Raw genomic sequence first — 17,208 nt, 5'->3', positions numbered from 1 at the left:
GGCCGGTGCACCGTGAAGGGCACCGCGGACACCGCTCTCGCCCGGAGCCTCGTGGCGCGGTATCTCGGGGCCTGAATCGCCTCACCGCGCGCGAGGGTCGGCCGATCAGGCCGAGGCGGCATTCCGCTTGACGATCTCAACTAGGCGAACGTCCTCGCTCCCCTTAACGCCTACGACGCACGCTACCCACATTTACTTTCCCCCGGGTGGTGAATCACTTTCCTCGGCGATTGCGTAATGCCGTCGGCCTCACCCCCAGTCACGTGGAATTCTCCAAACCCAGTTCCGATGCGACGTGATCCTGTTACAATCCTCTTTTCACAACGCGTAGCGGGGACGACCAATATCGGTCGATCAAGAGTCGGTTCAGAATGCGACGCGGGAAGCGGACCAGGAACATGCAGGAGCGGTGGACAACTCCTCTGCCCCTTGTCCTGGGAAACCGAAACGGGGACCGCGAACGGGTACTTCGGGAGGCAAGACACCGAAAAGTGAGGGCCGTTACCCCAAGCCGTTTGATCGGGGGCTTTCGCTGCTTGAGGTACTCGCGCCATTCATCGGGATAGCAAAACCATGAAGGATGCAAACCAGGGTGAGAAGAAAGCCATTTTCGATGGGTTGATCAATCTGTTCAGTCAGAATCGCCACGGGTGGCTAGTGTTCTTTGGAACGGGGACATCCTGCGCCCTGGATCGTGGGTTCGGGATGTTGGCTCTTGAGGAGCACTTGCGGGACGAACTCCGCGGCGATAGAGATTGGAGCCAGGTCGAATCCCAACTGGACGCGGGAGGTTCTCTAGAACGAGCGCTCACGGGCATTGGTCTTAGCGAGGAGACGAAGTCGAAGATCCGGGAGGTGACCGGATCGTACGTCGCTAGTATCGACCTTGCAGCTCGCAACGACCTGTTGCTAGGAAGAAAGCGGTGGGTCGGCGACCGCCTAATCAAGGCCCTTACTCAAAGCCTCGCGCCGCGGAATCCCCGCTTGCCGGTGGTTACGTCAAACTATGACATGCTGATCGAGTACTCCTGTGCATCCCAAGACATTCGGTACACCACTGGATTCGTTGGCGATGTGATTCGAGTATGGAGTTGGGAAGGCGCACAAGACAGCCTGAATCAATGTCGCGTAAGTCGAAGGCGGTCGCAGGACTTGGTCCTTACGAATCCTGTTCGTCGAGTGGAGCTGTTCAAGGTGCATGGATCGGTTAACAGATTCAACGACCTGTCGAAGAACCGACAGGTGGAGTGCGATTTGTGGACTATGACGCCCCCGGAGGGCTTCCAGCGTGTGATCGCGCCTCCGGGAGATCAGAAATACGAAGAATATGCTGGCAACATCGAAACTGCCGCCGGGGCCAGGCAGGCAGAGGGTAGAGCCTCAGCATTCATCATGGCGGGATATGGATTCAACGACCCTCTTCTCCATCAACGGATTGAGGGGCGGGTTCGCCAGCACGATTGTCCCTTGGTGGTACTAACTCGGAGCGTCAGGAATGACAAAGTCGAGCGACTGCACGAATTAGGCAAACGAGTATGGATACTCGTAGCATCGCGAACTGGCAGCGAGGTCTCCGACGATACCCACACCGTGGTCTACCCGCCCGGGAACGCGAGGCCCGTGATTCTGGAAAATGAACGACTGTGGAGTTGCGACAGCTTTGCGGAGCGGATACTGGGAGGCTAATCATGCCGTTGTTCTCCTTCAACTTGGGCAACGCTGAACAAGATCCACACTATGCGGGTACTGTCGCCGCGGTCGATACCCGCAAGGTAATGCTGGACGTACCCGATCAGAGTCTGGAGAGGATCAGCGTCGGCAAGTTGGCCACCCTTCCGGTCGGGGGGCCGCTTGACGAGTGGCTCGTCGGTTTCATCGACCGGATCGTTTGCCAGGCGAAGTACGTTGCGCCACTGGCAAGCGGGCCTGAGGCGCCGAGGGAGGACGGGTCCGTCGGCGATTTGGTTGCTGGTCTGACACAGGGTAATGCAGTCACAATAACTCTGGTCGGGACAGTAAGACGTGAAACGGACGACAGCGGTGCGGTTTCATACCGATTCACGCGGTCTCTCATGAACGTGCCCGATGTCCGGGCATCGTGTTTCGTTCTACGAGAGAAGGCGTTGGAGCAATTCATGGGCCTGCTGGTGAAGGCCGGTGATACGGAACATGCACTTGCTGTTGGTCACTACACGCTCGACCCGACCGCCACGGCATTCCTCGATGGAGACAAGTTCTTTCAACGGCATGCCGCCCTGCTGGGCAGCACCGGGTCCGGGAAATCGTGGACGGTGGCGACGATCCTCGAACGCGCAGCGCGCCTGCCTTCGGCTAATCTGATCGTGTTCGATTTGCATGGTGAATACGCTGAACTGAGCTATGCGCGGCAACTCCGTGTTCCCGGCCCCGACGATCTGCAAGCACCGGCCCCAGATCTGTTGTTTCTCCCGTACTGGCTGATGAACGCCGAGGAACTGGTGGCGATGTTCGTGGACAGGAGCGAGTTTTCAGCACACAACCAGACGTTGGTATTTCAACGCGAGGTCGAACAAGCCAAGAGAGTCTTTCTGCAACGGCAGAACAAGACGGACGTGCTAGCAGCATTCACCGTGGACAGCCCGGTTCCCTTTCCTCTGGACGAGGTCATTGGAAAGATCGATGCTCTGAATAGTGAAATGGTCCAGGGTGCGCGGGGATTGAAACAGGGCGATTTTCACGGGCAGTTCAGCCGGTTGCTTGTGCGCGTGGGAACGAAGTTGAACGACAAGCGTTACGGATTCCTATTCCAGGCTCCGGCGAGCATGAGCACATACGAGGCGTTTCACGCCCTGGCGAATCAGCTTCTGGACTTCACGGAACAGAAGGCGAAGATCAAGGTGATCGACTTCTCCGAAGTCCCTGCCGATGCGCTGCCTATCATGTTGGGAATCGTTGCACGGTTGGTCTACTACCTTCAGTTCTGGATGCCTCGAGAGACACGGCACCCTGTGGCTCTGATATGCGACGAGGCCCACATCTATCTGCCTCATGACGGGGGTAATCCCAACGAGGAGCGGGCGATTGCGTGCTTCGAGAAGGTTGCGAAGGAAGGGCGGAAGTATGGGGTTTCGTTGGTCGTCGTGAGCCAGCGGCCATCCGATGTCAATGCCACGGTGCTCAGTCAATGTAACAACGTTGTAGCCCTTCGGTTGACGAACAGTAGCGACCAGGCGGTAGTGAACAGGCTGATGCCTGAGAGCTTGTCTGCCCTCTTGGAGGTGCTTCCCATCCTGGATGTCGGCGAAGCGTTGGTGGTCGGGGATTCGGTGCTGCTACCCAGTCGAATCCGAATTGAGCCACCGAAGGAACATCCCATCAGTGCCACGATCGATTTCTGGAGCGAGTGGAACAGGAGGGACCGAAGGCCTGATTGGCGACTGGCGGCCGAGAACATGCGGCGGCAGCGCAGGCGAACTTCATGAAGCGACGTGCACACGGCGCAAATCTCGACGATGGCGTTGCTTTGGCGTCGGCGGAAGAATTCCGTCTTCTATTTATTGACGGCCGTCCCGAGGTACGGAGCGCGTTGGAGGAGTGGCTCGCTGACGATGAACAGGAAGCTATGCTGTTCGGTGGGCAGATTGGCACGGGCAAGACGACACTGCTGAACAAGATCGTGCGGTCGCGTGGAGAAGCTCCTGTGATCCGAATGCGATTTGACACGGACTGCATTGACGCGACCGAGGGCGGGTATGTGGTCCTCTGTTTGGGGCAGGTTCTCAGGGCCTGCGTGGCGCGGGGTGTGCCCGCGGATGGGTGCGGCGTGGCAGTGAAAGACTTCGCCGCCCTAGGCCGCTCCGACTGGGCGACCATAGCGGATGCGATGACGAAACCGCCGGGGAACCTTGCGCTCGCGAACCAGATGCGTGACCTGGCCGCGCAAGTGACACCCAATAGTAAGCAGGTGCGGCGGGCATGCGGCACTCTACTCGATCGGCTTGCCGAACGTGTGAAACGCACCCCGATTCTGGTTGCCGATGGCGTGGACAAGTTCGATCCTACCACGGCGGACTACTTTTCGCTTAAGGACACCCTGGCGTTTCTGGCTGAGCGAAAGACGCTTTTCGAGGCGAACGCGGTACACCTCTTTCGCGAGTTGGATTACCGTGCAGGTATTCGGAAACTGTTCATTGGTGGCTTCCCTGATGACCTCATGAAGACGGTGTTCGCGAAGCGTCTCGGCCCCTATGCACCCCTTTATCAGAAGGCGTTTTCCCACTTGACGGAATATGCTGGCGGGAACGTCCGACAGGGTTTGCGCCTGCTGAATGGGTACTATTTCTACCGAACGCAGATGCGGAACGATCACGCAGCCGCGGTCGCGTTGGCCTGTCACCGTGTGGCAACTGACCTGCTGAGTGTGCCGTTCGGGCGCTTTCCTTCCGATGTGTTCTCTGTGGTCAAAAGGGACGGCTTCATTGAGGGCAGCCTATTGGCGGACCAAGTCACGGCGCTAGCAGCCAACGAAGCAGTATATCGAAACTGGCTCTTTCTCACTGCCGAACCGACCGTTTCGGCTCCAACGCGTTGGCCTGCCCGGCTCAATCCGCTAATTGAGATCGCGATTGATTGGAAGGCGGATGCGCCTCTGACGCCGGAGGAACAGGCGGTTCGGAAGTGGGCGCGCGAGCGTCATGTGAGTCCCGTAGGATTGAACGTCCCGACGAATGAACGTGGGGAGCCAGATTGGGACGGCTTCTGGGAGGAGATCAAGTCATCAAGTTCCTCGGAAGGCGAGTCGCTAAGCATTCTGCGCTTGCTCGACGAAATCGGTGCGGGCCTCTTTGGAGTGGAACGACGTGACCGGATCATTGTCACCTACAAAAAGCGAGGCAACCTAGACACGGTGAGGGACTTTCTTGTGGGCAAGGCCAACACCCATGAACCGTTCTCGTGTGTGGAACTCACACTCGCTGGCGGAGATGGGCGACAACCGGTGCAGGAGTTGATTGCGCGCCTCGCGAGTCGCAATACCCAAACGATTTACTCGATAGATCTTTCCGGAGACTGGACAGACGCTCAGCTTCGCGACTTGGAGCACCGGCGCGACATGTTCGACAATCTCCAAGTGCTCATGTGGATTCAGGAGGACGATTTAAAGGAGTACCTTCGATTCTGGCAGCAACTTCGGCAATTATTCCGAATCTATCGGCTAGAGGAAGACCTGTGGCGAGGCATAACGCCGGAAGAAGTGGCGGCAGACATTGAGGTGCTAGAACAAGTGTCCGCGGGACCAGAACCTGAAGGAGTGAGGCGGCTGCGATCAGTCCTGGAGTTCCTGCGGAAGGAAAGTAAGCGAGCATGACCCCACAGGACAGACGGCGATATCTCTTGTGGCATCTGATTGAACGCCACGCGTATTGCCCCTCGAGTTCAGCGAATCAGAGGACGTGGTGCACCTTGTTCGTTGCCTCGCTTTCCAAATTCTGGGGAGTTGACCCTCTCGTGGTTGATCCGGTATTTCCGAGGGGGAGCTTCCCTGTGCCTGGGACTGATTTCGCGATTGAGTATGACTTATCGAACTGGGCCGGCGTTCCGAAGAGAGCCAGTGTGCGAATTAGGTTCAAAGGCGTGGAGGTCGCATGTCACCACATCGACCACGCTTACAAGGAGCGGATGGGCCTGCTTGATCCGCCGAGCGGTAAGGTGCTCACGCTTTACACTAACAAGGCTTCGCAAAGCGAGGATGTTCTCGAGGACGTGCGCTGGGTGCTCGACTGTTACGTGATCCACCCATGCGCCCACGTGCATCCAAGTCCGGAAATCCTGGCCAATGGCGCCGATCTGGACGCCGGGTTCCGGAAGTGCCTCCACGAAGTCCGGCTTGGAACCGGGTTTACCAATCCCTTCGCCGCGCTGTTCCAGTATCGCGTGAACCTCGTGCTGGGGAAGACACCGGGGGCCACAAGAGAAGCCAAGAGGAAGGAGCGCGATAGGGTGGCGGCCCTTATACAGGACGCGGTTCTCAAAGGCACTCTAGAGAATGGCGTTTCCGCTGGCAAACTCTTTGGGTCCGTGAGGTAGTCCGCGGCGGCCCGATCAGCGGCGTTGCGCAATCACTGAGTGATGCACAAATAGATTGGGCCTTTCGCCGGGAAGCAGGGTAGTGGTATTCTGCAAACAGCGTCTCGGCGCCGGTTGAACAGGACGGGGGCTAAAGGTCGAGAGAGGGTTGCGGAGAGGGTTGCCGGTTGTGGCCGCGCCGGCCCATTAGCGTCGGTAACCAGAGCGTCGTGATGTCCGGGAGATGCAGCGCGCCGCGCTACTTCACGATCACGTTGGAGGTCCGTGATGGACAAAGCAATTGTGCTTGTGGAGTCGGGACCCAGACTGCTTCGAGAGCCATTGGTCCGAATGCTGAACGAAAGGGCGGCTGAGAGGCTCTACTTTCTTCGGAACGCTGCCGAGGGTTCTGCCAACCGGTGGATTGAGGAGTATGTGCCTCATGAGCGAATTCTGGAAATTGACTTTTCGGAGCGTGATGGCTTTGGCGACAGGGTTGTCAACGCGTTCGAGCGTTGTGGCGTCAGAATTGGTAGTGTCCTGGCGAGCCGCGAGGATTACGTATTTCACGCCAACGAGGTCGCGCGTTGCTCCAAATCACCACCGATCTCATGCGCGAGCAGCCTTGCACTGCGCCATAAGGGTTTGATGAGGCAGGCGTTCAACTGCAGCGGCGACCTTGCAGTCGTAAGATCGGAGACAGTCGATTCTGTCGAGGAAGGCCTCGACAAGCTCGACACCTTTGAAGGGGACATCGTCGTGAAGCCGGCGGAGCTTCTTGGCAGTGTGGGGGTATGGAAGGTCTGCAAAGGGGATCGTCATGCAGCTGAGCGACGTCTCGCGGAGGCAGCCGCAGCGGATGTCGTCGAAAATCTCCGCTCTACAACAGGCATTTCCAGCCAGGTCGTGCTTGAGGAGTATATTCCCTGTCTCGAGGAAATCAGCGTGGAAGGCTACGTGTACCAACAAAGAGCTCGCCCCCTTCTGATAACAGAAAAGCGAACGAGTCCGGAACCCACGTTCTTCGAAGTCGGACATCTGATCCCGTCAAAACTGATCTGGACTGGCCGGGATCTCGTATTTGGTACTTTCCGACGCATGTGCCACTCGCTTTCGCTGAGCGACACCGTTGTCCACGCCGAGATGCGGGTCCGACCCGACGGACTGGTTGTCCCAGTAGAACTGGGCGCACGACTCGCCGGAGACCTCATCCCTCAGCTGGTTGCGGCGGCAAGCGGTATCGACATGGAGCGAATCGCTGTTGCGCTTGCGCTTGGCGAAGACCCTTTGGTCGAGACGGCGGATGCGCGAGGGGCTGCAGGCATTCAATTCCTCAACCGCGAGCTTCCACCCCGAAGTTGGAACCCGGATGGAATGCCGACAGGGGTGACGATATGCCGCTATGACAGCGTCGACGAGGACCTTTCGCGGACCGGTCATCTTTTTGTCGTGGGCGACACACGGGAGCAAGTGCTCAGCCGCTTGCACGCCGTCGCTAACCAATTAGGAATTGGGTCGGCCTTTGTTTAGACAATCTGGCGTCAAACACAATCCCGGGGACAGACGATTTGTTCCTGCGCTTTGTATAGGCTGGGGGACCTGTTGAGGTACCGAGTACGTCGCGAGGTCCTCGATCTGTTTCCGGAACTCAGAATCGGGATTGTTGTCGGCAGGGGCCTCCGCGTCGGGAAGGCACCAGGGAGTCTCTGCGAGCGTATTTGGGCCAACATCACGATGCTACGCAAGGCCCATGGCCACGAGGTGATCGGGTCTCACTGCAACATCTTGGCATGGCAGAATGCGTATCGGGCGTTCGGTACGGAGCCAAAGAAGTACAAACCCACTGCGGAGGCGCTCGTTCGTCGTGTGCTCGAACAGTCAACATTCCCACACGTGAACGCCGCGGTCGATGCGTATCTCGCGGTCGAGCTCCTTCATCTTCTGCCTATCGGCGGTTACGATCTGGACATGATCCAGGGGGATATTGAGCTACGGACATCGAGAGGCGGCGAGGAATTCCTAGCCATCGGCGCGGCAAAATGCGAGAGGACGGCGGAGGGGGAGGTTGTCTACGCTGATGAGAGTGGCATACTCACACGCCGCTGGAATTATAGGGATTGCGAAAGGGCAAAGATTACGGAGCGATCGACAAACATTATCCTGACCTCGGAAGCAGCGTACGGAATGGCGGTAATCGCAGATCTCGAAGGAACCATCGAAAAAGTGATCGAATATGAACGCGAATTCTGCGGAGGAATGTACAGTAAGCTCTTCCTCGACGCCAGGACACCGGAGACAGATGTGCTTGTGCGCACCGGATGTTGATCCTGGGAGGGACCCGCAGTTCAAGGAGAAGACCGCAAGAAATACCCGCGCTTACTATCTTTCACCTGCGCCGGGGAATTCGCCGGGCGGCCCTGTCGGCTACGAAGCCGAGCAACGTGGAAGCTCTTCATCCGTGGTCGCGTCGAGAAAAGCGCGCACATTTGCCGTGAATCCGGGATCGTGCTCACAATGATTCCGCCAATCCCGTTTGCACGCGCAATCTAGGCCGAGAAGCTCGCGGGGATCCCCGGTTCCGTTCAACTCCTCGATCGCTAACAAGAATCTAATGTGGCAGCCGTTGTCGCAAAGATAATCTCTGATGGATGCGCGGGGTGCCGGCCGATACTGCCATCCTCCAATCCGAAGGTCCAAGGACAGACTGGCGCAACGCCGCACAACGTCCTGCACGGACCAAATGCTTGGCACTTCGTAGAGCCCGAGACCTGCGGCGAAATCTATGAAGCTGCCTGGCTGAATTGAAACGGGCTCAAGCGAAACACAGCTTTGCCCTTGCAGCGCCAATAACTCAATCGTTTTTACCGCTTCGTCGTTGGCCTCCTTCTCTCCAAGGAATATTGGCTTGAGTAACACATAGGCGAGGGGAATGAGCCCGGCGTCTCGGACGGTCTTAAAGGCGCCGATCTGAGCGGCGAAGGACGAGCCCTTGTTAACGCACAATCTTCGAACATGGGGGGTAGATGCGTCGACACCAATGCCGATGACGACGTCCTTTTCGCCAGCCCATTTCCTAATGTCGCGCAGTTTCTCAATTGTGATAAAATCCGGAGTCGATTCCAGGACGACACGGCGAATCCGCGGCGTTTCCGCTATGGATCGCAGAATTGCCTCGAATGCAGAAGATGGCATCTCCTGAGGGTTCAAGAACGAACCTGCATTGTACAGTGAGACGATTTCCCGATCGCGCGGCAACTCGCTCACGGCTGACGTAAACTGCTCCATAATCGCCTGCGTCGTCACCCGCGCACCGCGCGCGCTGACCTGATAGTGGCTGCAGGCTAAACATGGGCCACCTCCCTCCATGAGCGCCCATGAACAACCTCGTGCGAAGAAATATAGAATCTCGCGCTTCGTGGGTTCCCCGTGAAGACGGTCCGTGACACACTCATGCGCGTTGAGTCTCCACGGAAACTTCACCCGATCGGGACGCGCTTTCTTGATATTGGCCAGCGTCTTCTTGATTGTAGTTACTAGCTGATCCTCGGTTGCCTTTGGTAGCGGGCAGGCTTCAGTCATGACAGCTGTCTCCTACAGGAATGGATCATTCGGGTGGTACCGCGTGCTTGGCCGCTGGTGGTGCCTCGCCGGGAAGGGCGTGTCTGATGAATCGATACGTCAGAACACAGACAGTGATGAAAGAGCTCAGTGATACGGAACCAGCTAGCCAGTCAAGGACAACGCTGTCGCGACATTTGGCGATAATGTGCAGGGTCAAAGAGAGCAGTAGCCCGAGGAAAAGCGCGATCGTTGCTACACCATAGGATATTGTGCGATAACTTGTTACGTTCTTGCTTCGATAGGCACGAAGGTCGCCTCCGACCTTCTCGAGTTCCTTTTCAAGGCGCTGGCATTCAGCGGCGTGGCGCGATCTTTCGACCGCGAGGGTCTCCATTCTCGTGACCAAATGGGCGCGCTCCAAGTCGTCGACGCGATTGCCCGCGTATTCCGCATAGCGGAGGTAATCGGAACACGCATAAGCGACAATCGACGTGTACCAAGTGGAATTGCTGTCCGTCTCCAGGCCCCAACCCGTGAGGGGGCCAGTCCCGTCAGGCCGAGGCTGCTCGTCGCGACGCATCGCGTAGATCCGAGCGAGGAGTTTCTGCACGCACTCGTCACGGGGGTCTATGCCGCAGGCCAAGAGCGCCTGGAGGACGCGTGGACACGCTGGGATGGAGATGCCTTGGTGAATCGGTCCCATCCCACCGTCGGCAACTCGGAGGTCTTCGATTGTATCAGCGAGAAGGCCTTTCTGAATCCGGATACGCAGGAAGTTCACGCCATCGACAATCAGGGGTTCGGTGACGGGCAGGACCAGTGAAAGAGCCGAAAGTACGAGAGCGGTATTGCCCGGGTCCGGCTCCTCACTGTGTTTCGTCGCTCCCCAGCCGGCGTCCTTTTGCGCCTCGCGAAGCCATTTCACGGCGTCGTCAATAGTCCTCTCATAGCTTTGCGAATTGTGGCGACAGCGGATGAGAGCGGCAAGCGCATGGGAAGTTGGGTCGACGCGGCTAGTTTCTCCGTAAAACGTCCCCCAGCCGCCCTTGTCATTTGCCTCCGCTTCTATGCCAGTTAGCAGTTCCTCGACCAAACGCCCGATGTAAACGGACGTGAATCTCTCGTCCGGTAGGTCTCCGATCCGATAACGCTCGATTCCATTCTTCAACATGTCGTAGCGAATCGCGGCCAGGGCGAGGACTGCTCGGACGGAACTGTCGACGACACCGCGATCGAGGGGGAACTCCCCGAGCGCCAGGACGAGCTTGCCGCCTCGCGGAGACGCCCAGAGGCTCTGCTGTATCACGCCAAGGACAGTCTCTACGGAACCTTGGGGCACTGGCTTCCGTGCTTCGAAGAACGCGACAAGCGCCTCAGCGGATGTCCAAGCGAAGTGCCGCGGCTGGCTGGATTGCTTGAAGCGGACGGGGAAGACACCCTTGGCGCGATACAGCACCGTCAACCAGTCTAACGCGAGACCTTGCATCTCCCGCGCCAATCGGACGTTAGTCACAGGCGGTCTCCTGCGTCAAGTACGCAAACTGCATTTGATACTTTTTCCGTTAGCGAATCACACTGCTTAGCAGCCGGCTCGATTGCTGAGTTCATATCCTTACAACGGTAGGCTCGGTCGAGTGCGAGGGGTCCGCAGAAAAAGCAAAGAGGGGGTAACCGGGTAACAAAACACAAATGAAGAGGCCGAGGGCGACGATGGCATCGGCTAGGAACGGCCACCTAGTCGCGGACTCGCGGTCTTTGCGGTTCTTCATTACGAGGCGATAGGTGTGGCCGAACGTGAGAGCCAAGACTAGGAACGGTGAGGACGACTGTTGGCAGGGTTGACGCCAGATAGCGATCAAGTGACTTCGTGAGGACGTGGATGAATGCCGAACCAAAGAGGCGGACGCCAATTGCATTAACACGTCTTGAAGGAAGTAGAGACTACCAGAGGCGTCGCGCGCCGAGCAGGACGAGAGAGATGGCTCGCATTTCCGCGCGCATTGCGCATTCTGCCGCGGGAGGTGTTCAGTAAGGTTCATTCGCGACAGGAGATGAGTCGGATCCGATGAGGCTGCTTGCGGGCGAAAATATGAGGGGAGCCAACGGGAGGAGCCATGTAGTTGGCGCATACTTGCGACACGATGTTGCCCCGGCGGTGTTGCCCTGCCTCTCCGAACGGTTTTGGCGATCACCTTGTTCCCGAGGACGCGCAGCGTCTGATGCGCTTGTAACGACTGAGGCTGGGTGCAATCGGAGGTCTGCTGGTCTGCTCAAACATGACAAAAAAACTCTTTTGCGGAATATTTCAGGCGTTCCTCGTTGAAACGATACCGCCTGAACGGGAGCTTGGGAAGGTATTTCTCGCGTCGTCAGCCCAGACGAACGAGACACAGCCCACCGCCGACGAGGTAGACCAAGGCCGCGGCCGTCAGCACGCCCACTCGCACGGACAGACCGCTGGGCGGCCGCGAACGTGGTGCTCCACAGGATGATCGCCAGGACGCCGGCGCCGGTGCTCCTGGCAGCATGGCCGAGCACCTGTCCCGTTCAACGTCTGGACCCCGAGCCTGCACCGGACCGACCTGCCCCCCCCGCGACGCGCTGCCGCCCTGTCCCTGCTGCGTCGAGCGCCGGTTCGAATTCCTCGACGCGGCCACGAGCCCGGCCGAATCGCTCTGCGGGCGGGACGCCGTCATGGTGCGCTCCCTCGCCGGGTCGCCGCCGAGCTTCCCCGAGATCGCGGCGAGGCTCAGGCCCCTCGGCGAGGTCCTCGTCAACGCCTTCGTGCTGCGCTTCAGGGTGCCGCGGTACGAGCTGACGCTCTTCCAGGATGGCCGGTGCACCGTGAAGGGCACCGCGGACACCGCTCTCGCCCGGAGCCTGGTGGCGCGCTACCTGGGTGCCTGACGCGCGCTCGCGGCGGCTAAAGCCAGTTTAAGCTTGGAAGAAAGCCCTGCCGCGTGACGGTCAGCGGCGGGGTGACATAGGGCCCTGCCCCTGCGCGGAGCCGAGAAGGTCGATTGTCCGCCCTGTGCCTCCTGGCCGATTGACGGACCTCGCCGTACACTACGTGGTCGGCGTCTTCCGACGATACAAGGCACGTCATCGAGCCAGAAGCGCGCAGATTACGGGGTCGCGCGGGGGAGGGGCACATGGTCGACGTCGGGTCGTCTGCGGAGGGTCCTCGGGTTCGGAGGGACGTCGCCGTTTTGTGCGCGGTCCTTCTGGCCGCGGCTTCCAGCGTGTGGTGCTCGACCGGGCCGGACGCTCCGTCGGACGGGGCGATCCTCGCCCCGGGTGTGGACCCGCTCCCGCGACCGGCGGTTCCCGAGGCCATGGCGACGAACATCGATTTCGTGACCCGCGGTCTCTTCGGTCCGGCAGGCTGGCACGCGATCGCGTACAACGCGTCCAAGCAGCACGTCTACATCGGCCTGCGACACAGCTTCACGATCTACAACGTGTCCGATCCGGCCAGACCGAGTCTCGTTGGATGGTTGGAAGTCGACGCGCAGATCTACCAGGACGGGATCACCGATCTCGTCTATCCCGGCTCGGGGAACCTCGTTTACGGAACCGCCGAGGGCGATCTCGTCGTCTTCGACGTGACGTCGCCGTCCGCTCCGGTCGTGCGAGGCCGGCTCGGGCTCTCGGGAGCGAGGTTCCTCGCCGTCTCCGGTTCGCACGCTTACCTGTCGGCCGGCCCGGCCGGGGTCATCGTCGCCGACCTCTCGAATCCCGCAAGTCCGAGCGTCGTGGGGGCCTACCACGCTCCGACAGGGCTCCTCGGGGACATCTCGGTTCTCGGCAGCTACGTTTACTTCACCGTGATGCCGGACCTGTTCAGCTTCCCGGAGGTGTGGATCCTCGACGTCTCGGTGCCTTCAGCGCCGACGCTCGCCGGGAGCCTATCCGGTGGCGGCGCCAACTTCGAGGCGCTCGCGACCACCGCCTCGCCGCCGCGTCTCTTCGTCACCGACACGAGCTTTGGACTCTACGTCTTCGACCTGACCAACCCGGCGGTTCCCCTGTATCTCGGCGCTGCGGCCAACGCGGGTTACGGGCAGGATGTGCAGGTCGCGGGACCCTACGCCTACACGCCGACGACCCTGGGATTCGACGTCGTCGACGCGTCCAACCCGTTGAATCCGACGCTCGCGGGCCGCTACACGGGGTTCCCCTCCTACGGCAGCCCCAGCGGGGTTGCCGTCACGAACGGCTACGCGTTCGTGGCCGCGGGTCGGGCCGGGCTCCAGGTCATGGACGTGGTCCCGGCCTCTCAGCCGTCCGTCGTGGCCGCAGTCGAAGCACCCGGGGACGCGCGCGACGTGTCCGTGAGCGGCGGCCTTGCCTATTACGTGAGCGCCGGCCAAGGACTCTTCATCGTGGACGTCTCCGTCCTCGAGCGGCCGAAGCTCGTCGGGAAGTTCCTCGCTCCCAACGGCAGGGTCGTCCAGGTCAGGGACAAGATCGCGTACTTCGGCGACGGGAGCGGGCTCAAGATGATCGACGTGACCGATCCCCACGCCCCGTCCCAGCTCGGCGGGCTCGCGACCGGCGCCGTGAACCACCTGCACGTCGTCGGCAACCTCGCGTACGTGGCCGCCGGGACGGCCGGCGTCAAGATCGTCGACGTCTCCGTCCCATCCGCGCCGGTGCTCGTCGGGACCTACGACTCGCCGGGCTCCGCCTGGGACGTCAAGGTCGCGGGCAAGCGCGCGTTCGTTGCGGACTACACCTCGGGGTTCGAGGTCGTGGACGTCACGAATCCTGCGGCGCCGGCTCTCCTCGGGACGTACTCGACGTACTGGGAGGCGGTGGCTGTCGACTTTTCCGGCCGGTACGCGTACGTCGCCGAGGGCGGCGGTCGGCGCGTCCAGATCCTCGACGTGTCGGACCCCGCCTCGCCGGTCTGGATGGCCGACATCCCGACGCCCGACGACGCGCAGGACGTGCGCGTCGTCGGAAATCTCGCCTACATCACCTGCCGCTACGGGGGGCTTCGCGTGGTCGACGTCTCGATCCCATGGGCGCCCGTGGAGGTCGGCTCGTACGTCACCAACGAGCCATCTTGGAATCTCGGATTCCAGGGCGGCTACGTGTTTCTATCGGAGTCCGACGGCGGTGGGCCGATCGTTCACTACCGCGATCAATGCTTCGACGATTTCGAGCCGAACGACGAGGTCGCGAAGGCGTGGCCGGTCGCCGCCGGCGCGACCATCGAGCCGAAGATCTGTGGCGTCGCCGACGTGGACTTCTTCGAAATCCGCGTTGGCGAGGGTGGCACGCTCGACGTCACCATGCAGCCGCCGCCCGGCAAGGACTACAACCTCTTCCTGTACGACCCTGCCGGAGCGCTTGTCGGAAGCTCCACCTCGGCGGGGGACGCGACGGAGCACGTCGTGCGAACGGTCGCGAGCGGTGGAACCTATGCCGCCAAGGTGGTGGGCAACGCGGGCGACAGCGACGGCGCGCGCCCGTACACGTTCTACTACTCGTTCACGCCCTGTCCCACGCCGGCGCACGCCGTGTACATCTACACGATGTCGATCGACGTGAATGGGAACGTCGTGCTCCACATCCAGGACCCGAATCAACCGGCGACCCGCACGGGGTACAACATCTACCGAGCGACCGCACCCCAGGGCCCCTTCACGCTCCGGGCCTCGAACGTCGTGGACATGGACCAAGGTCAGCCGAACATCCAGTACACGGACGTGGACTCGAGTGGCGGCGGTTCGTACTACTACCGGGTGACGGCATACAACGGGAACTGCGGAGCGGAGGGCCCGCAGTAAGGCTCGACCCTCGGAACGGCTTCGACTTCCGTCGGATCGATCGCCCGTGCGGCGTCACGATCGGTACGCCCGTCGTATTCCCACCCCAGCCCCTCGGACGCCGCGCGCGCTTCAGTGACGAAACGCTCGTTCTCATCTCGGCGCCCGAACCGCGCGTGGACGCCGGTGCCGGGCAGGCCGCTGGGCGGCTCTCCTCGACGATCGCGACCGCCATTCGCGACCCTTCCCCGACGCAATAATCGCGTTTTCCATGGCCGTTCCTTCCCGCAAGCTTGAAAAAGCGCACCTAGAATTTGAGGCTCTCCCGGAATGCGGGACAATGGCGTTCGAGTATTGTCCTTTAGCGGGAGAATCCGGACTTGCCTCGCCTAATTCCTTGCCCATATTGAACTTCGAGCGATCAAGCGGCCCGGCGAGCCTGGAAGACACCATGCGATCCAACACGCGAGAGACCGTGCGAACGAGTCGGGCGATCAAGACCGGCCTCGCCTTGCTCATGATCCTGGTCCCTCTCCGCGCATGGGGCCGCACCGTGGTTTACCTCGAGGGGACCGGGTATCCCGTCGCGTCGCTGCTGCTCGCCGCCCCGACGAGCAGCTCGCTCCCGAACTACGACCCCGCTCGAGACGCGCTCCCCGGGTTGCTCGTCGCGAGGGGTGGCAACGGCGTGTCGGAGACGGACCCGTCGAGGTACCAGCAGTGGGTCGCGTCCGGTGGCGCCGTTGAACTCGATGGGCCGATGCAGCTCGAGTTCTGGGCCGCGATCGCCGGGTTCGCCGTCGGCGTACGTGGCGTCGTCGATGCCTTTCTCCTGGACTGCGACGGGAGCGGCGTCGTGTGCACGGAGATCGCTCACGGGAGCCGCGACATCCTGGACTGGTCCGGCGGCTTCCATTCCTGGGGACGGCACGCGATCGGGTTCGGCCGCGTTCACCACGCCATCCCGGCCGGCCGGTCGCTCGCGGTCCGCGTAACGGTCGGCGCCGACTCCCAGGGCGACATGATGTTCGCCTACGGCTCGTCGGCCTTCCCCGCGCACCTGACCGACGCGGCGATCGACGACATCGCGGTGGATTGCGACTTCTCGGACTGGAGCGACGGCGCGGGCGTCGAGTTCGTCGTGGACGACCAAGGGGGGCCCGACGACTGGTCGAGCCCCGCCAAGCTCGACGTCACCCGCTTCGGCGCATCGAGCAACCTCGTCGACTCGTTCGAACTCCTCATGGCGCTCGACGACGTGCCTGCCAAGGGCGGCACGATCGCGACCCTCATCGACACCGACCGGGACAACTTCGCGAACTATGCGGTCGTGGCCGCTCCCGACGGGAGCACGACCGTCCTCGAGCTCTATCGTTGCGACGACACGCTCATCGGCGGATGCGGCAACGCCCTCCTGGAGCGCACGTATCCGGCGACCCAGCTCTGCACGGGGACCGCGCCCGGCCCGTGGAACACCGACACGATGGTCGAGGCCTCATTGCCGTTCAACGACGTCGGGGTCACGACCGAGCCCGTCGTCTTCACCTCGCTCGTCTCGTACGCCTCGGCGTCGCTCCTCAACGCTCCCAAGGACTCAGTGCTGGGGAGCCGGCGTTTTCATGCTCGACCACAACGCCAGCGAGTGGCGTCCGATCAATACCGTCATCAACGAGAAGACTTCCTCCCGGACCGTGATGAAAGGGAAGAAGAAAACCACAGTAGCCACCAAGACCGCGGTGCGTTCGGTGTTGGATGCCAAGGTCAACGACCTCGAAGTCACACCCAAGCGCTGGCTGGCAGCCACGAACTCCGGCTTGTTCACCACCTC

The 17,208-nt window shown here is 60.8% G+C and carries 11 protein-coding genes; 9 read left to right on the top strand and 2 right to left on the bottom strand.

The annotated features are described in order from the left end of the window. Positions 1-573 precede the first annotated feature (573 nt). The 6 genes from LAO51_15930 (at position 574) to LAO51_15905 (ending at position 8,367) form a co-directional block, all read left to right on the top strand. Positions 574-1,686: an SIR2 family protein gene (locus LAO51_15930; GenBank protein MBZ5640235.1), complete on the top strand. Its 1,113-nt coding sequence runs from the start codon at positions 574-576 to the stop codon at positions 1,684-1,686. A gap of 2 nt (positions 1,687-1,688) precedes the next feature. Next, positions 1,689-3,461 carry an ATP-binding protein gene (locus LAO51_15925; protein ID MBZ5640234.1) on the top strand — a complete coding sequence of 591 codons (1,773 nt, stop codon included), beginning with the start codon at positions 1,689-1,691 and terminating at the stop codon, positions 3,459-3,461. Continuing rightward, a complete protein-coding gene (locus LAO51_15920; GenBank protein ID MBZ5640233.1) occupies positions 3,458-5,344 on the top strand; it encodes a hypothetical protein in 1,887 nt (628 codons plus the stop codon). Before LAO51_15925 ends, LAO51_15920 begins: the two co-directional genes overlap by 4 nt. 95 nt (positions 5,345-5,439) lie before the next feature. Beyond that, complete coding sequence (locus LAO51_15915) at positions 5,440-6,063, top strand: hypothetical protein (protein ID MBZ5640232.1); 624 nt, start codon at positions 5,440-5,442, stop codon at positions 6,061-6,063. A gap of 267 nt (positions 6,064-6,330) precedes the next feature. Then, complete coding sequence (locus LAO51_15910; GenBank protein ID MBZ5640231.1) at positions 6,331-7,572, top strand: ATP-grasp domain-containing protein; 1,242 nt, start codon at positions 6,331-6,333, stop codon at positions 7,570-7,572. A gap of 72 nt (positions 7,573-7,644) precedes the next feature. After that, positions 7,645-8,367 carry a hypothetical protein gene (locus tag LAO51_15905; GenBank protein MBZ5640230.1) on the top strand — a complete coding sequence of 241 codons (723 nt, stop codon included), beginning with the start codon at positions 7,645-7,647 and terminating at the stop codon, positions 8,365-8,367. A 99-nt stretch (positions 8,368-8,466) separates the two neighbouring features. Here LAO51_15905 and LAO51_15900 read toward each other — a convergent pair whose 3' ends face one another. Both LAO51_15900 and LAO51_15895 read right to left on the bottom strand, forming a co-directional pair. Next, entirely contained in the window at positions 8,467-9,621 is a 1,155-nt protein-coding gene (locus LAO51_15900; protein MBZ5640229.1) for a hypothetical protein, read from the bottom strand. Between the two features lie 25 nt (positions 9,622-9,646). Further along, complete coding sequence (locus LAO51_15895; protein MBZ5640228.1) at positions 9,647-11,116, bottom strand: hypothetical protein; 1,470 nt, start codon at positions 11,114-11,116, stop codon at positions 9,647-9,649. A 1,181-nt stretch (positions 11,117-12,297) separates the two neighbouring features. Between LAO51_15895 and LAO51_15890 the strand changes: the two genes are divergently transcribed. The 3 genes from LAO51_15890 to LAO51_15880 form a co-directional block, all read left to right on the top strand. Then, on the top strand, positions 12,298-12,510 hold the full coding sequence (locus LAO51_15890; protein ID MBZ5640227.1) for a hypothetical protein: 213 nt from the start codon (positions 12,298-12,300) through the stop codon (positions 12,508-12,510). 245 nt (positions 12,511-12,755) lie between these two features. After that, positions 12,756-15,401, top strand: coding sequence for a hypothetical protein (locus LAO51_15885; GenBank protein ID MBZ5640226.1), 2,646 nt, complete (start codon positions 12,756-12,758; stop codon positions 15,399-15,401). Positions 15,402-15,831: 430 nt separating this feature from the next. After that, a partial coding sequence (locus LAO51_15880) for a hypothetical protein (GenBank protein MBZ5640225.1) occupies positions 15,832-17,208 on the top strand: 1,377 nt, incomplete at its 3' end.

It is taken from the genome of Terriglobia bacterium (assembly GCA_020073205.1).
Classification (GTDB): Bacteria; Acidobacteriota; Polarisedimenticolia; order Polarisedimenticolales; family JAIQFR01; genus JAIQFR01.
The sequence above is the reverse complement of the archived record's forward strand: the minus strand, read 5'-3'. Positions and strand labels throughout refer to the sequence as shown.